Below are 20,660 nucleotides of genomic sequence, written 5' to 3' on the forward strand. Positions count from 1 at the left end.
CAGATCACGTGATCTGATTGTGACCTTTATGGATACGAATCAGTGCTTCTCGGGACCGACGTAGTACTCGAAGACCAATCCCGCGACCGACGCGAGGACGAACATCACGCCCGCGGCGATCAGCCACGGCAGCCACAACGCGATACCGACAGCGGAAACCGATGCCGACAACGCGATCAGGATCGGCCACCAGCTGTGCGGGCTGAAGAAGCCCAATTCACCTGCTCCGTCGCTGATCTCGGCGCCTTCGTAGTCCTCGGGCCGGGTGTCGATGCGACGCGCCACGAACCGGAAGAAGGTGGCCACGATCAACGCCAGGCCACCGGTCAGCGCCAGCGCGGTCGTGCCGGCCCACTCCTCGCCACCGGTGGCGAAAAGCGCTGTCAGCACGCCATAAAGCACCGCAACCAAAATGAAAAACCCGGCGACGAATTCGAAAAGCCTGGCTTCAATATGCATTTGGTGTCCTAACCTACTGGCTTCCGGCCAACTGACCGCGCTTGGTGTCGAACGGGTGGGTGGTCACCGCGAGCGGCGCCTGACCGATCGCCTGCAATGCCTGCGCGTTGCTCTTACCGTCGATCCGCTGCTGCAGGTAAGCCTTGAAGTCGTTGGGCGGCACCACCCGAACCTCGAAGTTCATCATCGAGTGATACGTGCCACAGAACTCGGCGCAGTGCCCGACGAAAGCCCCGGCCTTGCTGATGTCGTCCACCTGGAAGACGTTCACCGAGTTGTTCGCCTCGGCGTTGGGGATCACGTCGCGCTTGAACAGGAACTCGGGCACCCAGAACGTGTGGATGACGTCGGCCGAGGCCAACCGGAACTGAATGCGCTTGCCGGTCGGCAACACCAGCACCGGGATCTCGTCGCTGGTGCCCAGGATCTCGACCTTGTCGAAGTTCAGGTAGGTGCGGTCCGAGGTGTTGAGCCCGCGGACCGGTCCGACGAGCTCCTCACCGTGCGCGTCCTTGCCCTCGGGCTTGGAGACCATCGCGTTCTTGCGCGCCTGATCGACACCGTCGTAGGTCAGCGTGCCGTCCTTGAAGTCGACGCGCTGGTAGCCGAACTTCCAGTTCCACTGGAAGGCGGTGACGTCGACCACCACCTCCGGGTCCTTGTCGACGTGCAGCATCTTCTCCTGCACCACGACCGTGAAGTAGAACAGCACCGAGATGATCAGGAACGGCGTCACCGTGAGCACCAGCTCCAGCGGCATGTTGTAGCCGAACTGGCGCGGCAGCTCGGTGTCGGTGGCCTTCTTGCGGTGGAAGGCCGACGCCCAGAAGATCAAGCCCCACACGATCACCCCGACGACCAGAGAGGCGATCGTCGCCCCGACCCACAGCTCGCGGTTGATCTGGGCCTGCGGGGTGATGCCCTTGGGCCAGCCGAGGCCCAGCACGTCCGACCAGCTGCATCCGCTCAGGGTGACCGCCAACACGCCGAACGTCGCGGCCAGCGCCAGCGGCCGCAGACGACGGGACCGACCCCGCCGAACGCCCCCGGAACGGCGGCCAGAAAGGCTGTCAAACCTGCCCTGCGACAAACGTTGCGAACGGGCCTGCTCGCGAGGTGTCACGTTGGCGCCTCCTGCTCGGATATCGAATACTACGCAGCGTAGACCACGCCGCTGACCCGAGCGACGAAACCCCGGCCCACCGGCCCCGCACGACGTGCCGGGTGCGACCGCCACGGGCGTGCCCGGAGTGCGGCATACTGGGGCGCCGTGTGTGGTCTGCTGGCGTTTGTCGCCGCCCCGGACGGTGCCGGCGCCGACGCCGCCGCCCGGGCCGACGGTGCGATCGCCCGCGCGTCGCATCTGATGCGCCACCGCGGCCCCGACAGCAACGGAGACACAGACCGTGACGGTGACGCCTGCACCGCCGCCGCCACCGCCGGCGCCCGCGCCCGCGCCGCCGCCGGCCACCTCGACCGCCGCGGCGCCCCCGGCGCCGACCACCCCGGCCGGCCCGCGGCAGGTGACCTACTCGGTCACCGGCACCAAGGCGCCCGGGGACATCATCTCGGTGACCTACGTCGACGCGTCCGGGCGGCGGCGTACGCAGCACAACGTGTACATCCCGTGGTCGATGACGGTCACGCCGATCTCGCAGTCCGACGTGGGCTCCGTCGAGGCGTCCAGCCTCTTCCGGGTCAGCCGGCTCAACTGCTCGATCACGACGAGCGACGGAACGGTCCTCTCGTCGAACACCAACGACGCACCGCAGACGAGCTGCTGATGGTCAGCAGGTATTCGGCGTACCGCCGCGGCGACGACACCATTTCGCCGGACGTGATCGACCGCATCCTGATCGGTGCGTGCGCGGCGGTCTGGCTGGTGTTGCTGGGGGTGAGCGTGGCCGCGACCGTCGCGCTGGCGGACTTGGGCCGCGGCTTTCACAAGGCGGCCAGCAACACGCATTCCACCTCGTGGGTGCTGTATGCCGTGATCATCGTGTCCGCGCTGATCATCGCCGGGGCGATTCCGATGCTGATACGGGCGCGCCGGATGGCCCAGACCGACCCGGCCGCCCGGGGGATGACCGCGCCCAGCAGGCCGCCGGTGCGGCTGATGTCGCAGGCGCCGCGCACCGCGGCCGAGCGGGCGCGGCAACCGCGGCCCCAGGCGCCGGCTCCGGCGGGAGATTCCGACTGGTCGGGTGAGACCGTCGATCGGGTCTGGTTGCGCGGCACCGTGCTGTTGGTGACCGCGCTGGGCGGGGCGCTGGTCGCGGTGGCGACGGCCACCTACCTGATGGCCGTGGGCCACGACGGCCCGTCCTGGGCCGCGTACGCAGTCGCCGGTGTCGTCACCGCCGGGATGCCGGCGATCGAATGGCTGCACGTTCGCCAGCTGCGCCGGGTCGTCGACGCGGGGTAGGCGCCGGTCAGGACGCCTTGCCGTACCGGCGAACCGATTCGTCCTCGCCGAAGGTGCCGGTGTGTTGCGCGCCGTTGGCGTCGCGGCCGAAGAACGTCCAGCGCCGCGGGGTCGTCTGCGGTCCGCTGATCATCTTGACGGTGTAGCGCAGCTGCGTGGGACGCAGCGTGCCGATGATGTCACCGACGCGGATCTTCGAGGGATGGATCTCTGGCGCGTCGGCCCAGTCCTGTATTGCCATTACGCCCGTCCTCACCGTTTCGGCCCCCCGCTCACCAGGACAGCGCCACGGTCAGGCACCCACAACTCTAGTGGACCGGCGGGGCCGAGCCGGTTGCCGCGACACCGGGGCGATTCCGGCGTCGGTGGGGTCACCCTGGCCGTCCCGACAGGTCACCGGGGGCGTAGCGTCGACGGCGAGCCGTTTCGTTGTCAGCGGTGGTCCGTGCGATCGGTGCGGGTGCCACCCACGGGCAATGCGATTCCTCCGTCCGCCCCGCGCCCGCCGGGGCGAACGACGCCGACGTGAAGGAAACCGCCCGTGGATGCCACAACCGGCCACGACCGCCGAGCCCGTCGATGAGCGCGCCGGAACGCCGACGTCGAGCCAACCCCGTCCGGCTGTCGGTGGGGCGTGAGCTCGGGCGGGCGATCGACGGCGCGTGGTGGCCACGCGCGGACCGCATCACCAACGAGTTGCCCGAGCTGATCGCCGTCCTGACCCCGTTGCTTGGGGAGGTCGAGTCCATCAACGTCAACTGGCCACCGCTGCAGCGGCCGCCCGACCTGAACTGGTCCGGATGGGAACGGAAACGTCAGCACGTGATGACCGTCATCGGGGCCGACGCACGCGTCAACCTGCTGGTCATCCCGTACGCGACCTACAGCGCGCTCGCCCTGATGGTGTTGCGCTGCGCGGCCGACCTACCCGTCGAGGCGCGCGACCAGGTGAAGCCGGCGTTTCTGACCGCCGGCTCCATCCTGCGGGCCGCGCACCAACAGTGCGGCACGGCTGTCACCGAACCAGCGCGAGGCTAGTGGTGCTCGCCGTTCTTGCCGTTTGAACCGACGGTGCTCTCCTGGTGCTCGCGCAGGGCGGTGAGGGCGCGTTGCTCCGAGCTGTGTGCCGCCTCGCGCAGCGCCGCATCCTCCGACACCGGGTCGGCGAACAGGAAGCTGCCGTGCCCGGGTGAACCCGCCGAGCCCAGCTTGTTCATCCGCTTCGGCAGTGCCGCGCCCTGATACTCGAGCGGTAGCGGGTGGCCGTGGTCGTCGACCGGGCCGAGCGGCTGATGCAGCTCGATGTACGCGCCATGCGGCAGCCGCTTGATGATGCCCGTCTCGATGCCGTGCGCCAGCACCTCCCGGTCGCTGCGCTGCAGCGCCACGCACCACCGGTAGGCGATGAAGTAGACCACCGGCGGCAGGACCACCATTCCGATGCGGCCGATCCAGGTCGTCGCGTTCAGCGAGATCTGGAACTTCAACGCGATGATGTCGTTCATCGCGCTGAGCGTCAGCACCATGTAGAACGCGATCGCCATCGCACCGATCGCGGTGCGCACCGGGGCGTCACGCGGCCGCTGCAGCAGGTTGTGGTGGGCGTAGTCGCCGCTGAACCGCTTCTCCAAGAAGGGGTAGACGATCAGCAGGACGAAGATCAGGCCCATCAGCAGCGCCACCCAGACGGGCGCCGGGATGGTGTGGTGCCAGAAGTAGAACTCCCACGGCGGCCAGATACGCGCCAGGCCCTCGGTCCACATCATGTAAAAGTCGGGCTGTGAGCCGGCGGAGACGTGAGATGGCTTGTAGGGGCCCAGGTTCCAGATCGGGTTGATCTGCAACAGCCCACCCATCAGTCCGAGCACGCCCACGATCGCGGCGAAGAACGCGCCGGATTTCACCGCGAAGATCGGCATCACGCGCACGCCCACGACGTTCTGCTCCGTGCGGCCCGGGCCGGGGAACTGGGTGTGCTTCTGGAACCAGACCATCGCGAGGTGCAGCCCGATCAGCGCCAGGATGATCCCGGGGAGCAGCAGGATGTGCAGCGCGTACATCCGCGGGATGATGGTGCCCACCGTCGCGCACTCGTTGCCGATGCCGCCGCAGGGGAAGTCGCCGCCGAACAGCGCCCAGTGCAGCCAGGTGCCGATCACCGGCATCCCGAGCGTGATCGAGGACAGCGCGGCGCGCAGGCCGATACCCGACAACAGGTCGTCGGGCAGCGAGTAGCCGAAGTACCCCTCGAACATCGCCAGGATCAGCAGCAGCGAGCCGATCACCCAGTTCGCCTCGCGGGGCCGCCGGAACGCGCCGGTGAAGAAGATGCGGGCCAGGTGGACCATGATGGAGGCGGCGAAAATCAAAGCGGCCCAGTGGTGTACCTGCCGAACGAACAGGCCGCCACGCACCTCGAACGAGATGTCCAGGGTCGAGGCGAACGCCTTGGACATGTCCACGCCGCGCAGCGGCTGGTAGGCGCCGTTGTAGGTGACCTCGGCCATGGACGGGTCGAAGAACAGCGTCAGGTACACGCCGGTGAGCAGCAGCACGATGAAGCTGTACATCGCGATCTCACCCAACAGGAACGACCAGTGCGTCGGGAAGACCTTGTTCAGCTGCCTGCGCACCGCCGCCGAGGGGTGATAGCGAGTGTCGATGTCCTCGCCCTGACGGGCCAGAACATCGCCGATCTTCGGCGGTTTCGGGGGACTCAGTTTGGGACTCATGTTGTCGTCCTCTCCCAGAATGCCGGTCCGACGGGTTCGACGAAGTCACCGTTGGCGACCAGATACCCGTTGGAGTCGATCGTGATGGGCAGTTGCGCCAGCGCACGGGCCGCCGGGCCGAAGATCGGCTTGGCGAAGTGCAGGGCGTCGAACTGCGACTGGTGGCAGGGGCACAGGATTCGGTAGGACTGCTCCTCGTACAGCGACGCGGGGCAACCGAGGTGCGAGCAGACCTTGGTGTAGGCGAACAACTCGCCGAAGTTGAAGCTCTCCTGGCCCTGGCGCTTGACCACCCGCGGCATGTCCGTGGGCCGGATCCGGATGAGCATCACGGGGTTTCGGACGCCCTGGTTGATCGCCCGCAGCTTCTCCTGCGATTCCGGCGTGGTGCCGTCACCGTCGGATTCCCGCCACGGGAACACGGTCTCCATGCCGCCTGCGTCGAGGTCTTCGGGCCGCATCTTGATGAACGGCGACGCGCCTGCGGAGCCGGTGGCCCGCGCGAGGAAGATGGTCTCGCCCGCGTACCGCGGGGTCCACCCGGACGTCCACAGCACCGCCTTCTTCCCGTTTGCGGTGGGCACCACCGGTTTCCACGGGTTCTTGATCAGGCCGCCGGCGAAGGCCACCAGGGTCGACAGGCCGAACGCGCCGAGGCCCAGCCCCAGCGACGCCCCGATCACCTTGCGGCGGCGGACGGTCGAGCCCTCCAGGGCGTCGGTCAGGTTCGCTACCACCGTCTTGCGGTCGACGTCCCGCGAGGCGCCGTCGTGGCGCTGCTGGATCGAAATCTCTTCCGGGATAAACCGTTTCTGGTAGAGGATGGTGCCGATCGCGATCGACAGGATCGACATCCCGAAGGTCAGCCCGTACAGCGGGGTGGCCAGGTCGTAGAGCAGGCTGCCCGCGGCGCTCTTGGGCTTGTACTCCCACGGCCAGAACAGGAAGACCAGCAGCAGCGCCAGGCCGAAGCCGCCGCCGAGCAGCAGCCACAGGGCGACCCCACGCTCGGCGCGCTTCTCGGCCTTGGTGCCCTCGACGGGCCAGCGGGGTTCCTTGACGATCGTCTCGACGCCGTCGAGCTTGCCGCCCAGCGCCACCAGCTCGTCGCGCGACATGGCCGCCAGCGCGGCGTCGTCGGGTTCCCTCTCGCCGACACCATGGGCGGTTCCGCCGGTGTCGGAGCCGCGAACGTCCTTTTCGCTCATGATGCTCGTGCCCCAATCCACAGTGCCAAACCGATGGCGGCGACCATCCCGATGATCCACGCCGCCATGCCCTCGGGCGCGGGCCCGAAGCCGCCGAGGCCGTAGCCGCCGGGCTGGCGCTCCTCGGTGACCGCCTTGATGTAGCCGATGATGTCCTTCTTGGCTTCGAAGGACAGCTGGCCGTCGGAGAACTTCGGCATGTTCTGCGGGCCGGTCCGCATCGCCGCCAGGATCTGCTGCTCGTTGGCCGGCTCGAGCGGCGGCGCGTACTTGCCCGACGACAGCGCCCCGCCCTTGCCGGTGAAGTTGTGGCAGGAGGAGCAGTTCAGCCGGAACAAGTCACCGCCGCGGCCCAGGTCCTCGCCGCGCAGCGACTTCATGGCCAGGCTGCCGTCGGGGTTGCGCACCGTGGTCGGGCCGCCGCCGTTGGCCTGCACGTAGGCGCCCAGGGCGTCGACCTGCGCCTCGTCGAAGATCGGCTCCTTGCGCGGCGCCTGGGCCTCGCCCGTCATCGCGGGCATCCGGCCGGTGGACACCTGGAAGTAGACGGCCTCCTCGCCGACCCCGATCAGGCTGGGGCCGCGGTCGGGCACGCCCTGCAGGTTGGCGCCGTGGCAAGAGACGCACGACGTCTCGAACAGCTGCTTGCCGGTCCGCAGCAGCGCCGAGGACGACTCGTCGGCGACGGCCACCTGCGGGCGCGGCGTCAGCACGGCCGCCAGCCCGCCGGCGATGGTCAGCGCGATCAGCAGCAGCAGCCCGCCGGACAAGCGGCGGCGCAGCCGCCGCCGGGAGCGATCACTCGCTGCTTTTCGCGGCTTCCGGTTTCGCATGGACCCCAGCTTCTTCAACCGAGCACTCCTGTTCATTCCGTTATTCGGAGCCGTCGGCTCATCGGATGAAATAGATCACGGTGAACAGCGCGATCCACACGATGTCGACGAAATGCCAGTAGTAGGACACGACGATGCTCGCGGTGGCCTGCGCCGGAGTGAACTTGCTCATCGCGGTGCGGGCCAGCAGGAAGATGAACGCGATCAGACCGCCGGTGACGTGCAGCCCGTGGAAACCGGTCGCCAGGTAGAAGACGCTGCCGTAGGCGCTGCCCGGAATCGTCGTGCCGTGGGTGGCCAGGTGGTAGTACTCGTAGCCCTGCCCGCAAACGAAGAACAGGCCCATCAGGAAGGTGATCACGTACCACCGGCGCAGCCCGAAGACGTCGCCGCGTTCGGCCGCGAACACGCCCATCTGGCAGGTGAACGACGACGCGATCAGCACCAGCGTCACCGGTACGGCCTGATAGAGGTTGAGTTCGGTCGGCGGCGGCGGCCACTTTCCGCCCGACTGCGCACGCGCGGTGAAGTACATCGCGAACAGGCCGGCAAAGAACATCAGCTCGCTGGAGAGCCAAACGATGGTGCCGACACTGACCATGTTGGGTCGATTCAACGAATGAACCCGCGACGTGATTGCAGTACCTGAGGTCCCTACAGCGCTGGTCACATCCGCAAGTATGACGCTTTGTAGTTGTTGAACTCCACCCGGGGCGGCATTTGATGTTTTCGCGTCGCGACCACGGCGGGAGCGGGCGGCCGTATGCGACGGTTGGGGGAGGTTCGGTCCTCGTGGGACCATCGGCGCGTGGCTCTGTCATCTGAGGCTTCATCCCTCGGGGGTTCCGCCGCGGGCGCGGCGGGAACGGCGCCGTCGTGGCCGCGGATCCTGGGCCGGTTGACCGACCGCCACGATCTGCCCCGCGGCCAGGCAGCCTGGGCCATGGCCCAGATCATGTCCGGCGACGCGAGCCCGGCCCAGGTCGCCGCCTTCGCGGTGGCGATGAAGATGAAGGTGCCCACCTCGGCCGAGGTCAGCGAGCTGGCCGAGGTCATGCTGAGCCACGCCCGCCCGCTGCCCGCGGGCGTGCGCGACATCGCCTCCGGTGCCGTCGACATCGTCGGAACCGGTGGTGACGGCGCCAACACCTTCAACTTGTCCACCATGGCGGCGATCGTGGTCGCCGCCGCGGGCGTGCCGGTGGTCAAACACGGCAACCGCGCGTCGTCGTCGCTCGCCGGCGGCGCCGACACGCTGGAGGCGCTCGGGGTGCGCATCGAGCTCGAACCCGAGCAGGTCGCGCGGAGCCTCGCGGAGGTGGGCATCGGGTTCTGCTTCGCGCCGCTGTTTCACCCGTCGTACCGGCACGCGTCCGCGGCGCGCCGCGAGATCGGCGTGCCGACGGTGTTCAATCTTCTTGGGCCGCTTACCAATCCGGCCAGGCCGCGGGCGGGCTTGATCGGCTGCGCATTCGCCGACCTGGCCGAGGTGATGGCGGGGGTGTTCGCCGGTCGCCGGTCCAGCGTGCTGGTGGTGCACGGCGACGACGGGCTCGACGAGCTGACCACGACCACCACCAGCACGATTTGGCGCGTGCAGGCCGGCACGGTGGACAGGCTGACCTTCGATCCGGCCGGCTTCGGTTTCGCCCGAGCCGATCTGGGCGATCTGCTGGGCGGCGACGCGCAAGCCAACGCGGCGGAGGTGCGCGCGGTGCTGGCCGGCGGAAAGGGCCCGGTCCGGGACGCCGTCGTGCTCAACGCCGCCGGTGCGATCGTCGCGCACGCCGGGCTATCCAGCCGCGCTGAATGGTTGCCGGCGTGGGAGGACGGGCTGCGGCGCGCCGGCGCGGCGATCGATTCCGGTGCGGCCGAACAGCTGCTGGCGCGATGGGTGCGGTTCGGCCAGCAGGTCTGAATCACGTTGGGCCGCTTGCTCGTACGCCAACCGGGCCGAGCGCGCCGAGGCCGCCCACGCCGCCCACCCGCCGGCGGAGCGCAACGGTGACGCCCACCCCGCCGCGTCGGGGGAGTCGTCGACGCGGACGATGCGCACCCCCGGGCCGGCCAGCCAGCGCGCGATGAGGGCGGACTCCTCCACCAGCGCACCGCCGAGCGGGGCCGGGCTCGGCAGAATCGCTTGTGCCCCAGCCACAATCGCGTCGACCACCGGCATCGGGGGCACCCCGCGCCGGGCGGAGCCCGCCGCCGCGAGCTGGCCGTGCCGGACGACGGCGAGGTGGTAGCCGCCCTGTCCGTCGGGCGCGGCCGCGATCAGCTCGGGCAGCGCGGCCAGGGCGCGCAGCCGCTGGCCGCGCCACAGGGTCTCGACGGCTGTGGCGGTGCGGTCGCGCAGGCGGGCGGCGCTCTCGAAGTGGCGGCGCTCGGCCAGCGCCGCGACCTGGTCCACGGCGGCCGCCAGGGCGGCATTCTCCAGGCCGTCGATCAAGGCGGCGGCGTGCGCGACGGCCGCGGCGTATTGGGTGGCCGTGACGCCGCGCGCCGCGGGGCACGGCGAGACCTCGACCTCGGCGCAGGCCGGGCCGTGCAGGACCGAGCGCCCCAGCCGGGCGGTGCAGGTCCGCAGCCCGGTGAAGCGGGCCAGCAGGGCGGCCGTGTCGGCGGCGTCGGCACGCGAGCGGAACGGGCCGACGGCGCGGTCATGGCGGGGCGCCCGCACCACCGCGAGCCGCGGGAACGCCTCGTCGGTGAGCGCCACCCACCACCATCGGTGCGGGAACCGCGACCGGCGGTTGTAGGGCGGGGCGTGCGCGGCCAGCAGCCGCAGTTCGCGGACGCCGGCCTCCAGGGCGTGCGCGCACTCGACGTGGTCGACCGAGGTGGCCAGGTTGACCATCTCCTTCATCCGGCCGCGCGGGTCCGCGCCGGTGAAGTACTGGCCGACCCGGCGGCGCAGGTCGACGGCGGTGCCGACGTAGAGCACCTCGCCCGACGGCCCGCGGAACAGGTAGACGCCAGGCCGGCGGGGCAGGCCCTCGGCGAGGACCCGCTTGCGCCGCTGGGCCGGCGTCACGTCCGGCAGGTAGGCGCGCAGGTCGGCGTAGGTGTGCACGCCCTGATTGCCCACGCGCTCGATGAGGGCGTGCAGCACGTCGACGGTGGCGCGCGCGTCGTCGAGGGCGCGGTGGGTGGGCTGTGTGGCGACGGCGAACAGCCGCGCCAGGGCGGCCAGCCGCACGCTGGGGGCTTCCTCGCGGCTGAGCACCCGGCGGGCCAGCCGCACCGTGCACAGCACCCGCGGTCGGGGCCAGGCGATGTCGCACCGCGCCGCCGCGGCGCGCAGGAACCCGATGTCGAACCCGGCGTTGTGCGCGACCAGCACCGCGTCCCCGGCGAACTCGAGGAACATCGGCAACACCGCGTCGATCCTCGGAGCGTCGGACACCATCGCGGTGGTGATGCCGGTCAGCTGCACGACCTGCGGCGGGATGCTGCGTTCCGGGTCGACGAGCGTGGCAAACTCGCCGAGCACCACGCCGCCGCGAACCTTGACCGCGCCGATCTCGGTGATGGCGTCGGGGGCGTTTCCGTCCGTGCCCTTGGTGCGGCCGCCGGTGGTTTCCAGGTCCACCACCACGAATGTGGTGTCGCGCAGCGGGGCGTCGGCGGTGGCAAAGGGCGACCCCAAGTCGGCGAAGCTGAGCTGAGTCGCACCACCGGCACCCATGGCCGCGAGGTTAAGCGTGACCACCGACACCCGCGCGGCTCCCACGCCGGGGCGAGTCGAGCCTGTTGCCAGCCGAAACGCGGTGCCGGCTGGTTGTCGGTGGCTGCGGTTACCGTTCGGACAGTCCGACCTGACGTTCACCCAGCCCGACCGAGAGGACCGATCCCGATGGCACGAAGCAGCAGACCCGACGGCTACGGCGCGAAGGCGCCGGATGCGGGCGCCCCGGTGGTGATCGACTGCGACGACTGCGCGGTGCGCGGGCCCGGGTGCCGCGATTGCGTAGTCAGCGTGATACTCGGGGTCCCGGAAACTTTGTTGGAAGACGAATGCGCTGCATTGGCGGTGCTCGCCGATGTCGGCCTGGCGCCGCGATTGCGGCTGGTGCCCATCCGCCGCGAGCACGATTCGGGCGTCGCCTAGGATGCTTTGTGTGCCAAAGGCTTACGAGGGGGTCAGCGTCGTTCACACGATAATGACAGAAATCTATCCAATTTCTTAACCGCTCGCTTTGGACAAACGTCGATATCGTTTCGTAACCTGTTTGAGACCTAAACCAGCTCGACGGCGCGAGGGCGCGTCGGTGGCCGTTTAAGGAAGCAAAATCTTGAGGCTTGACTCTAGATACCCGTTTGCGCGTGTCCTCACACGAACTGCCATCGGGACGCTAGCGGGCTTCACTGTGTTAACGGGTGTCCTTGCTGCGCACGTCTCGGCCGACCCGGCCGACGACGCGCTGGCGAAACTCAACGAGTTGTCCCGCCAGGCCGAGCAGACCACCGAGGCGATGCACAGCGCGCAGCTCGACCTGAACGACAAGTTGGTGGCCGAGCGGGCGGCGGACAAGAAGCACGACGACGCCCAGGCCGCCGTCGATGCGGCCAGGGCCCGGTTGGCGTCCTACCAGAGCGCCGTCAACAAACTCGCCGCCGCCACCTACATGGGCGGCCGCGTGGACGGCATGACGGCCATGTTGACCGCCGGGTCGCCGCAGGGGCTGATCGACAAGCTGGCCATGCAGCGCCAGATGGCGACGCAGATGGCCGACCAGATGACGAACTTCCGGGTCGCCGGCGAGCAGGCCGCCAAGGCCGAGCGGGATTCCGCCAAGGCCGCCGCCGACGCCAAGAGCGCGGCCGAGCAGGCCGCCGCAGTGCGCGCGAGCCTGCAGTCCAAGCAAAGTCAGCTGCAGGTGCAGATCGCGGTCGTCAAGTCGCAGTACGTCTCGCTGTCGCCCGAGCAGCGCACGGCGCTCGCCGATCCCGGGCCCATCCCGGCCGGTCTCCCGGCACCCGGCGCGCCCGCGCCGGAGGCCGCGCCCCCGGGCGCGCCGCCGCCCGCGGGGCAGGCACCCGGTGAGGCGCCGCCCCCCGGCGGAATGCCCGGGCCGTTCGGCGGCGGGGTCGGCGGCGGTGACCGCGCGACCGTCGTGCAGGCGGCGCTGACCCAGGTCGGCTCGCCCTATGTGTGGGGCGGTGCCGCGCCCGGCGGGTTCGACTGCTCCGGGCTGGTGATGTGGGCGTTCCAGCAGGCCGGCATTTCGCTGCCCCACTCCAGCCAGGCGCAGGCCACAGGCGGCCAACCGGTGGCGCTGTCGGACCTGCAGCCCGGGGACGTGATCACCTTCTACAACGACGCGTCACACAGCGGCCTCTACGTCGGTGACGGCATGGTGATCCATTCCTCCACCTACGGCCAGCCGGTGCGGGTGGTGCCGATGAATGCCGCAGGCCCGGTCCACGACGCCCGCCGCTACTAGAGGCCCCGCCCGTCGGCTCACGCTGCTGCTGGCCTGGGTATTCCTGGTCGAGCTCATCGTCGCGGCGGCCGTGCCGCTCGAAGCCGGACGCGGTGTCGGGATCCGGCCGGCGCAGCTGGTCACGCCGACGCGCACCCAGGCGAGCGCCACGACGAAGTCGCTGGCCGTCGGTGACCGCACCGTTCGGCTGGCCGGTTTCGGCGGCCCGGCCAGTGATCGTCTGCTGTCACGGCTGGCCTCCGACGCCGGCGCCGCGATCGACGCCGTCGAGGGGTTCTGGGGCGTGCAATGGTCGCGCGACATCTCGCTGGTCGCGGCCCGCACCGACGAGGAGTTTCGCGCCGACGCCGGCGGGGGACCGGCGGCGCAGTGGGTGGACATCGCGGCGATAACGGTTGCCGACCGCCTCGATCCGGCGCACCGGGCGGCGGTGGGTGAGCGGATCGTCTTTGCGCCAGGCGCGGCCACCATGACCGAGGGGGCGCTCCGAATCGTGTTGGCGCACGAGCTTTTTCACTACGCCGCTCGGGCGGAGACCGCCGCGGACGCGCCCCGATGGCTGGCCGAGGGCGTGGCCGACTTCGTCGCCCGGCCCCGCACGCCGGTGTCCGCCGACGCGTTGCCGGTGCCGCTGACGTTGCCCTCGGACGCCGACCTGGACGCGCCCGGGTCGCAGCGCTCGCTCGCCTACGACCGGGCCTGGTGGTTCGCGCGTTTCGTCGCCGACACCTACGGCGCGGCCAAGCTGCGCGACCTGTATCTGGCCGTCTGCGGTGTCCGCCGCACCGACGTGCCCGCCGCCGTCCACGACGTCCTGGCGACCGACTCGGCCGGCCTGCTCGCGCGCTGGCACGACTGGCTGACCCACCCGGGCTGAGGAGATGCCCCGCACGGCCCGGGTGCGCGCGCAGGCTAGCCTGACGCGGTGAGTCGGGTCCTGCTGGTTACCAACGACTTTCCGCCCCGGCCGGGCGGGATCCAGTCCTACCTGAACGACTTCGTCGGACGGCTGGTCGATGCCCGGCTGCATTCGGTGACGGTGTACGCGCCGCAGTGGAAGGGCGCCGACGCCTTCGACGAGTCGGCCGGGGCGGCCGGTTACCGGGTGTTCCGTCACCCGGGCACGCTGATGCTGCCGGGACCGGCGGTGGACGCTCGGATGCGCCGGCTGATCGCCGAGAACGACATCGACACCGTCTGGTTCGGGGCGGCGGCGCCGCTGGCGTTGCTGGCGTCGCGCGCGCGCCAGGCCGGCGCGACCCGGGTGGTGGCCAGCACGCACGGCCACGAGGTCGGCTGGTCGATGCTCCCGGTCGCCCGGTCGGTGCTTCGCCGCATCGGCGACACCACCGACGTCGTCACGTTCGTCAGCCGCTACACCCGCGCCCGGTTCGCGCCGGCGTTCGGACCCAAAGCCTCGCTGGAATACCTGCCGCCCGGGGTCAACACCGACCGGTTCCGGCCCGACCCGGCGGCCGGCGCCGAGCTGCGCGACCGGTATCGGCTGGGCCAGCGGCCGACGGTCGTGTGCGTGTCCCGGCTGGTGCCGCGCAAGGGCCAGGACACCCTGATCAAGGCGCTGCCGTCGATCGGGCAACGCGTAGACGGCGCGGCCCTGGTGATCGTCGGCGGCGGTCCCTACCTGGACTCGCTGCGAAAGCTGGCCCGCGACTGCGGGGTCGCCGAGCACGTGACGTTCACCGGGGGTGTGCCGGCCGCCGAACTGCCCGCCCACCATGCGCTGGCCGACGTCTTCGCGATGCCGTGCCGCACCCGCGGCGCCGGCATGGACGTCGAGGGCCTGGGCATCGTGTTCCTCGAGGCGTCCGCGACCGGCAAGCCGGTGATCGCCGGCGACTCCGGCGGGGCACCGGAAGCCGTGCAGCACAACAAGACTGGCTTGGTGGTCGATGGACGGTCGCCGGACGCCGTCGCCGACGCCGTCACCGAGGTACTCGGCGATCCGGACCGGGCCGCGGCAATGGGGGCGGCCGGACGCGAGTGGGTGCAGGCCCACTGGCGGTGGGACACGCTCGCCGCCCGGCTGGCCGAGCTTTTGCGCGCCTAGCCGCTCGAGCGTCACGCTGGCGTGACGCTCGACGCCCCCCGTCATGCTGGCGTGACGCTCGCAAGCGGTGGCGGTCCGCAGTGCGCCACCTCGAACCGGAGAGAACGGGATGGTCGCCCACCGCTGCCGGGCGCGGCTAGCTATTCCTTTTCGTAGATCCAGTCGATGTCGGAGGCGAACTTCTCGGCCACCACGTTGCGCTTGACCTTCATCGTCGGCGTCAGCTCACCGGTGTCCTCGGTGAAATCGACCGGCAGGATGCGGAATTTGCGGATGGACTCGGCGTGCGACACGGACTGATTGGCGTGCTTGACGGCGGCGTCCACCTCGGCGACCAGGTCGGGGTCGTTGACCAGGTCGGCCACCGACGCGCCGGCCGCCTTGTGGTTGCGCTCCTTCCACGCGCCGAACGCCTCGGGGTCGATGGTGATCAGCGCGCCGATGAACGGCTTGGCGTCGCCCACCACCATGGCCTGGCTGATCAGCGCGTGCGCCCGCAGCTGGTCCTCGAGCACCGCCGGGGCGACGTTCTTGCCGCCGGCGGTCACGATGATCTCCTTCTTGCGGCCGGTGATCTTCAGGAAGCCGTCCTCGTCGAGCGCGCCGAGGTCACCCGTCCTGAACCAGCCGTCGGTGAACGCGTCGTTGGTGGCCTGCTCGTTGCGCCAGTAGCCGCTGAACACCACGCCGCCGCGGACCAGCAGTTCGCCGTCCTCGGCGATGCGTATGCTGTTGCCCGGCAACAACGTTCCGACCGTCCCGATCCGCACGTTGCCGACCTGGTTGACCGTGATGGCCGAGCTGGTCTCCGTCAGGCCGTAGCCCTCGTGGATGGTCAGCCCGACGCCACGGTAGAAGTGGCCCAGCCGCGCGCCCAGCGGGGCGCCGCCCGAGACCGACGCGTGGCATTCCCCGCCCAGCGCGGCGCGCAGCTTGTGATAGACCAGCCGGTCGAACAGCGCGTGCTTGGCGCGTAGCACCAGCCCGGTGCGCCCGCGGTCCTGCGCCTGGCTCCAGTCGACCGCGGTCTGCACGGCGGCGGCGAAGATGCGTCCCTTGCCGTCGTTGACCGCGCTCTGCTCGGCGGTGTTGTAGACCTTCTCGAACACCCGCGGTACCGACACCACCACCGTCGGCTTGAACACGGCGAACATCGGCAGCAGGTTCTTGATGTCGCTGGTGAACCCGACGGTCACCTTGTTGGCGAACGCCGAAAGTGTCAGCGAGCGCGCCAGCACGTGGGCCAGCGGCAGGAAGATCAGCAGCCGCTGACCCTCGTCCAGCAGCGTCGGCAGGCACTCCTTGGCGCCCCGCGTCTCGTACAGCAGGTTGGAATGGGTGAGCTGGCAGCCCTTGGGCCGTCCGGTGGTGCCGGAGGTGTAGATCAGCGTCGCCGGGTCGTCGGCGCGCAGCACCTCCTGGCGGGCGGTGAGCTCGGCGGGCTCCACCGACGCGCCGGCCTCCGCGAGCTGGTCGAGTGCCTTGGGGCCCGACCCGTCGATGTGCAGCACGCGGCGCAGCGCGGGCAGCTCGGCGGTGAGTTCGGTGACCATCGCGGCGTGCGCGTCGGTTTCGGCGAAGGCCAGCACCGCCTCGGAGTCCTGCAGCACCCAGCGCACCTGTTCGGCCGACGACGTCTCGTAGATCGGCACCGTGACGGCGCCCACGGACAGGATCGCGAGGTCGATGATCGCCCACTCGTAGCGGGTGGCCGAGAAGATGGAGACCCGGTCGCCGGCCTGCACGCCGAGGCCGATCAGGCCCAGCGCCGCGGAGCGAACCTGTGTGGCCACCTCGGCGCAGGTGACGTCGGTCCAGACGCCGTCGACCTGACGGCGGAAGATGACGAAGCCGGGATCTGATCGCTCGTGCTCGAAGACCATGGCCGCGATGTTGTCGTGCTCGCCGACGGTGAAACGGGCGGGGACACTGTACTCACGCACTCTTACTGACCTCGTTTTTTGGCTTGGCTGACGGTCCGGGGGGACGGCTGGTTGTGGTCCAGCCTAATCCGCGCGTTCGTGCAGGAATGGTGGCAGTCTGCGGGGCCTCGGGAGAGCTGTGTGAAGCTGGGGTGGTGAACAGCATCCAGATCGCGGACGAGACGTTCATCGCCGCCGACGGTGCGCGGGTCGGGGCCGCGGTCGCCGACCGGTCGTGCTGGCGTCGCTGGTGGCCGGACCTGCGGCTGCAGGTCGTCGAGGACCGGGCCGACAAAGGCATCCGGTGGGCGATCACCGGCGCGCTGACCGGCACCATGGAGATCTGGCTGGAGCCGTCACTGGACGGGGTTGTGCTGCACTACTTCCTGCATGCCGAGCCGACCGGCGTGGCGGCCTGGCAGCTGGCCAAGCTCAATCTGGCGAAAATGACACACCGCCGTCGGGTGGCGGGCAAGAAAATGGCCTTCGAGGTCAAGACGACACTGGAACGGTCACGTCCGGTCGGAGTTTCTCCGGTAGTTTAGCCGGGTCAGGCTTGCAGGGAGAGTACCGTTTCGGGCCGTAGGCCCGGGGGGTCAGACCCGCACGGTAGTTCCCCGCCGGCGGCGTCGACCGCTTGCGGGAGAGAGGGCAGCACCAGGTGGCGGAAAAAACGTCGCAGACCATCTACATCGAGGCCGACCCGGGCACCGTGATGGACGTCATCGCGGACATCGATTCCTACCCGCAATGGATCTCGGAGTACCGCGAGGCCGAGGTCCAGGAGACGGACGCCGACGGCAACCCGAAAGTCGCGCGGGTGGTGCTGGACGCCGCCGTGCTCAAGGACACCTTGGTCATGGCCTACCAGTGGCCCAAGGACCGGCAATCGGTCAGTTGGACACTGGTCTCCAGCTCGCTGTTGCGCTCGCTGGAAGGCACATATCGGTTGGCGCCCAAGGGATCTGGCACCGAGGTGACCTATGAGCTCTCGGTCGACCTCGCCGTCCCGATGATCGGCCTGCTCAAGCGCAAGGCCGAACGCCGGCTGACCGACACCGCGTTGAAGGATCTGAAGAAACGAGTCGAGGGCTGAGTGAGTCCAGCCAATCGCCGGCGCCCACCCCGGCCCGGATCAGCCTCTTCGTTGGTAAGGGCGGGGTAGGAAAATCCACGCTGGCCTGCGCCACGGCCGTCAGCGCCGCGAGCGCGGGCCAGCGCGTGCTGGTGGTCTCCACCGATCAGGCGCACTCGCTGGGCGACGTGCTCGGTGTTCCCGTCCCGCCCAGCCAGGACGAACTGGTTCGGGTCCTCGCCGATGACGCCCAGGCCGGCGGTGGTTTTCTGGACGCGCTGGCGTTGGACACGTTGGCCCTGCTCGAGGTGCGGTGGCGCGACGTGGTCGACACGCTGGATCGGCGATTTCCCGACTCGGAGCTGAGTACCATTGCCCCAGAAGAGCTTTCGGCGCTGCCCGGGGTCCAGGAGGTGCTCGGTCTGCACGCCGTCGGTGAGCTGGCCTGCTCCGGCGCCTGGGACCGCATCGTCGTCGACTGCGCCTCGACCGCCGACGCGCTGCGGATGTTGACCTTGCCCGCCACCTTCGGGCTGTACGTCGAGCGGGCGTGGCCGCGCCATCGCCGGCTCTCCGTCGGCGCCGACGACGCGCGGTCCGCGGCGGCGGTGGAACTGCTGGAGCGCATCAGCGCAAGCGTCGAGGGGCTCGGTGCCCTTTTGACCGACGGCGAATTGGTCAGCGCGCATTTGGTGTTGACGCCCGAGCGGGTGGTTGCGGCCGAGGCGGCAAGGACGCTCGGGTCGCTGGCCCTGATGGGGGTGCGCGTCGAGGAACTCATCGTGAACCAGGTCCTGGCCGAGGACGAGTCCTACGAATACCGCAACCTGCCGGAGCACCCCGCGTTTTACTGGTACGCCGAACGCATTTCCGAGCAACGTGGTGTTCTCGACGAGCTCGACGCCACCATCGGTGAGGTGGCCCTGGTGATGACTCCGCATCTGTCCGGCGAGCCGATCGGCCCCAAGGCGCTGGGCGCTTTGCTCGACAACGCCCGCCGCCGTGGCGGAACGCCCCCGCCGGGACCGCTGCGTCCGACGGTGGACCTGGAATCCGGCACGGGACTTGGTTCGATCTACCGGATGCGGCTAGCGTTGCCGCAACTCGATCCGTCGGGGCTGACGTTGGGGCGCGTCGATGACGACCTGATCATCAGCGCGGGCGGGTTGCGGCGCAGGGTTCGCCTGGCATCCGTGCTGCGACGGTGTACGGTGCTGGACGCCCACCTGCGCGGTAGCGAGCTGACAGTCCGATTTCGACCAGACCCGGAGGTGTGGCCTAAGTGAGTGGGGGTCATTCCGAAATCGGTCCGGAGCTGCGCAGGCTCGCCCAGGCGATCCTGGACGGTATCGATCCGGCGATGCGGACGGCGGCCGCGCTGACGGCGGGCCGGGGAGTCGGGACCGGCAAGTGCCAGCAGGTGTGGTGCCCGGTCTGCGCGCTGGCCGCGCTGGCGACCGGTGATCAGCACCCGCTGATCACCGTCATCGCCGACCACAGCATCGCCCTGCTCGAGGTCGTGCGCGCCATGCTCGACGACATCAACGGCGCGGCCAAACCGCCGCCCGACGGGCCGACCGACGACGGTGGCGCCGGGCCGGCGAGTCCCGAGGCCACGACCAGGACCCGGTATCAGCCCATCCCCGTCACCGTCGAGGAGTGACCCGGCCGCGCCGGAGGTGGTCCGCTGCCCACGCGATGGGTACAGTTGGCGCAGAACACCGGCGGGCGGGCGAGAGGGAGGGCCATGTGGTACTGGCTATTCAAGTACATACTCCTCGGCCCGTTGCTGGCCCTGCTCGGTAGGCCGAAAGTTGAAGGCCTGGAACATATTCCGAGTTCCGGCCCGGCGATCCTGGCCAGTAATCACCTAGCGGTGATGGACAGTTTCTACCTGCCGTTGGTGGTGCGCCGCCGGATCACCTTCCTGGCGAAAGCCGAATACTTCACCGGAACCGGCTTGAAAGGCTGGTTCCAGCGCTGGTTTTTCACCGCGGTGGGCCAGGTGCCGATCGACCGGACCGACGCCGACAGCGCGCAGGCCGCGCTGAACACCGCCGAGCGGCTGCTGTCGGCGGGCAAGTTGTTGGGGATGTACCCCGAGGGCACCCGTTCGCCGGACGGCCGGCTGTACAAGGGCAAGACCGGTCTGGCGCGGCTGGCGCTGCACACCGGGGTGCCGGTGATCCCGGTGGCGATGATCGGCACCAACGTCGTGAACCCGCCCGGCTCGAACATGCTGCGCTTCGGGCGGGTCACCGTCCGCTTCGGCAAGCCGATGGACTTCTCCCGTTTCGAAGGGCTGGCCGGCAACCGCTTCATCGAGCGCGCCGTCATCGACGAGGTGATCTACGAGCTGATGGGGCTTTCCGGCCAGGAGTACGTCGACATCTACGCCGCCAGCGTCAAGGAAAACCGCAACGGGGCGTCCGGTCAGGGATCGACCGGCGAGGCCGCGCGGATTCCCGAAACCGCCGTCGGCTGAACCGTC

The 20,660-nt window shown here is 69.6% G+C and carries 20 protein-coding genes and 3 pseudogenes; 14 read left to right on the top strand and 9 right to left on the bottom strand.

Annotated elements, in window-relative coordinates:
* Positions 1 to 39: 39 nt before the first annotated feature.
* Complete coding sequence (locus A5701_RS21365; RefSeq protein ID WP_067758493.1) at positions 40 to 459, bottom strand: cytochrome c oxidase subunit 4; 420 nt, start codon at positions 457 to 459, stop codon at positions 40 to 42.
* A 13-nt stretch (positions 460 to 472) separates the two neighbouring features.
* Entirely contained in the window at positions 473 to 1,582 is a 1,110-nt protein-coding gene (locus A5701_RS21370; protein WP_082950223.1) for a cytochrome c oxidase subunit II, read from the bottom strand.
* Between the two features lie 147 nt (positions 1,583 to 1,729).
* Here A5701_RS21370 and A5701_RS29065 point away from each other — a divergent pair.
* From A5701_RS29065 to A5701_RS21380, 3 genes and pseudogenes are all read left to right on the top strand, one after another.
* Positions 1,730 to 1,855 (top strand): annotated as a pseudogene (locus A5701_RS29065) (hypothetical protein); the annotation flags it as partial.
* Positions 1,833 to 2,243 (top strand): annotated as a pseudogene (locus A5701_RS21375) (MmpS family transport accessory protein); the annotation flags it as partial. The pseudogenes A5701_RS29065 and A5701_RS21375, both read left to right, overlap by 23 nt.
* Complete coding sequence (locus tag A5701_RS21380; RefSeq protein ID WP_067758496.1) at positions 2,243 to 2,884, top strand: DUF2561 family protein; 642 nt, start codon at positions 2,243 to 2,245, stop codon at positions 2,882 to 2,884. The pseudogene A5701_RS21375 and the gene A5701_RS21380, both read left to right, overlap by 1 nt.
* A 7-nt stretch (positions 2,885 to 2,891) precedes the next feature.
* On the opposite strand, the gene A5701_RS21385 is transcribed toward A5701_RS21380, so the two are convergent.
* Entirely contained in the window at positions 2,892 to 3,125 is a 234-nt protein-coding gene (locus A5701_RS21385; protein ID WP_067758499.1) for a hypothetical protein, read from the bottom strand.
* 338 nt (positions 3,126 to 3,463) lie between these two features.
* Between A5701_RS21385 and A5701_RS21390 the strand changes: the two genes are divergently transcribed.
* The gene (locus A5701_RS21390; RefSeq protein ID WP_067758662.1) at positions 3,464 to 3,922 is read left to right on the top strand and encodes a DUF5994 family protein; all 459 of its coding nucleotides are present in this window, start codon (positions 3,464 to 3,466) and stop codon (positions 3,920 to 3,922) included.
* Here A5701_RS21390 and A5701_RS21395 read toward each other — a convergent pair.
* From A5701_RS21395 to A5701_RS21410, 4 genes are read right to left on the bottom strand one after another with little or no spacing between them, the layout of a single operon-like run.
* Positions 3,919 to 5,616, bottom strand: a complete 1,698-nt coding sequence (locus tag A5701_RS21395) for a cytochrome bc complex cytochrome b subunit (RefSeq protein WP_067758502.1) — start codon at positions 5,614 to 5,616, stop codon at positions 3,919 to 3,921. The genes A5701_RS21390 and A5701_RS21395 overlap by 4 nt on opposite strands.
* On the bottom strand, positions 5,613 to 6,824 hold the full coding sequence (locus tag A5701_RS21400) for a ubiquinol-cytochrome c reductase iron-sulfur subunit (RefSeq protein WP_067758505.1): 1,212 nt from the start codon (positions 6,822 to 6,824) through the stop codon (positions 5,613 to 5,615). Before A5701_RS21400 ends, A5701_RS21395 begins: the two co-directional genes overlap by 4 nt.
* Entirely contained in the window at positions 6,821 to 7,675 is an 855-nt protein-coding gene (locus A5701_RS21405; RefSeq protein ID WP_082950336.1) for a cytochrome c, read from the bottom strand. The genes A5701_RS21400 and A5701_RS21405 overlap by 4 nt, the downstream gene beginning before the upstream one ends.
* A 40-nt stretch (positions 7,676 to 7,715) precedes the next feature.
* On the bottom strand, positions 7,716 to 8,327 hold the full coding sequence (locus A5701_RS21410; RefSeq protein ID WP_067274561.1) for a heme-copper oxidase subunit III: 612 nt from the start codon (positions 8,325 to 8,327) through the stop codon (positions 7,716 to 7,718).
* Between the two features lie 138 nt (positions 8,328 to 8,465).
* On the opposite strand from A5701_RS21410, the gene trpD reads away from it, so the two are divergent.
* Entirely contained in the window at positions 8,466 to 9,575 is a 1,110-nt protein-coding gene (gene trpD, locus A5701_RS27695) for an anthranilate phosphoribosyltransferase (RefSeq protein WP_231968675.1), read from the top strand.
* Here the strand turns inward: trpD and A5701_RS21415 are convergent.
* Positions 9,513 to 11,345 (bottom strand): annotated as a pseudogene (locus tag A5701_RS21415) (DEDD exonuclease domain-containing protein); the annotation flags it as partial. The gene trpD and the pseudogene A5701_RS21415 overlap by 63 nt on opposite strands.
* Before the next feature lie 168 nt (positions 11,346 to 11,513).
* Here A5701_RS21415 and A5701_RS21420 point away from each other — a divergent pair.
* The 4 genes from A5701_RS21420 to pimB all read left to right on the top strand — a co-directional run bounded on the left by A5701_RS21420 (position 11,514) and on the right by pimB (position 15,172).
* On the top strand, positions 11,514 to 11,768 hold the full coding sequence (locus tag A5701_RS21420) for a hypothetical protein (protein WP_067758511.1): 255 nt from the start codon (positions 11,514 to 11,516) through the stop codon (positions 11,766 to 11,768).
* Between the two features lie 184 nt (positions 11,769 to 11,952).
* A complete protein-coding gene (gene ripC / locus A5701_RS21425) occupies positions 11,953 to 13,104 on the top strand; it encodes a peptidoglycan hydrolase RipC (protein WP_067758514.1) in 1,152 nt (383 codons plus the stop codon).
* A 25-nt stretch (positions 13,105 to 13,129) separates the two neighbouring features.
* Complete coding sequence (locus tag A5701_RS21430; protein WP_067758668.1) at positions 13,130 to 13,981, top strand: hypothetical protein; 852 nt, start codon at positions 13,130 to 13,132, stop codon at positions 13,979 to 13,981.
* Between the two features lie 48 nt (positions 13,982 to 14,029).
* Positions 14,030 to 15,172, top strand: a complete 1,143-nt coding sequence (gene pimB, locus A5701_RS21435; RefSeq protein ID WP_067758516.1) for a GDP-mannose-dependent alpha-(1-6)-phosphatidylinositol monomannoside mannosyltransferase — start codon at positions 14,030 to 14,032, stop codon at positions 15,170 to 15,172.
* A gap of 140 nt (positions 15,173 to 15,312) precedes the next feature.
* On the opposite strand, the gene A5701_RS21440 is transcribed toward pimB, so the two are convergent.
* Positions 15,313 to 17,115, bottom strand: a complete 1,803-nt coding sequence (locus A5701_RS21440) for a long-chain fatty acid--CoA ligase (RefSeq protein WP_067758519.1) — start codon at positions 17,113 to 17,115, stop codon at positions 15,313 to 15,315.
* 134 nt (positions 17,116 to 17,249) lie between these two features.
* On the opposite strand from A5701_RS21440, the gene A5701_RS21445 reads away from it, so the two are divergent.
* The 5 genes from A5701_RS21445 (at position 17,250) to A5701_RS21465 (ending at position 20,654) form a co-directional block, all read left to right on the top strand.
* Positions 17,250 to 17,639 (top strand): polyketide cyclase / dehydrase and lipid transport, encoded by a 390-nt coding sequence (locus A5701_RS21445; protein ID WP_067758671.1) that lies wholly within the window; start codon positions 17,250 to 17,252, stop codon positions 17,637 to 17,639.
* Between the two features lie 116 nt (positions 17,640 to 17,755).
* Entirely contained in the window at positions 17,756 to 18,190 is a 435-nt protein-coding gene (locus tag A5701_RS21450; RefSeq protein WP_067758522.1) for an SRPBCC family protein, read from the top strand.
* Entirely contained in the window at positions 18,187 to 19,455 is a 1,269-nt protein-coding gene (locus A5701_RS21455; protein WP_197505030.1) for an ArsA family ATPase, read from the top strand. The genes A5701_RS21450 and A5701_RS21455 overlap by 4 nt, the downstream gene beginning before the upstream one ends.
* A complete protein-coding gene (locus A5701_RS21460; RefSeq protein WP_067758528.1) occupies positions 19,452 to 19,832 on the top strand; it encodes a hypothetical protein in 381 nt (126 codons plus the stop codon). The genes A5701_RS21455 and A5701_RS21460 overlap by 4 nt, the downstream gene beginning before the upstream one ends.
* 84 nt (positions 19,833 to 19,916) lie before the next feature.
* Positions 19,917 to 20,654, top strand: a complete 738-nt coding sequence (locus tag A5701_RS21465) for a 1-acyl-sn-glycerol-3-phosphate acyltransferase (RefSeq protein ID WP_067758531.1) — start codon at positions 19,917 to 19,919, stop codon at positions 20,652 to 20,654.
* Positions 20,655 to 20,660 lie beyond the last annotated feature (6 nt).

The sequence above is a fragment of the Mycobacterium sp. E3305 genome, from assembly GCF_001666785.1.
Taxonomy (GTDB): Bacteria; Actinomycetota; Actinomycetes; order Mycobacteriales; family Mycobacteriaceae; genus Mycobacterium.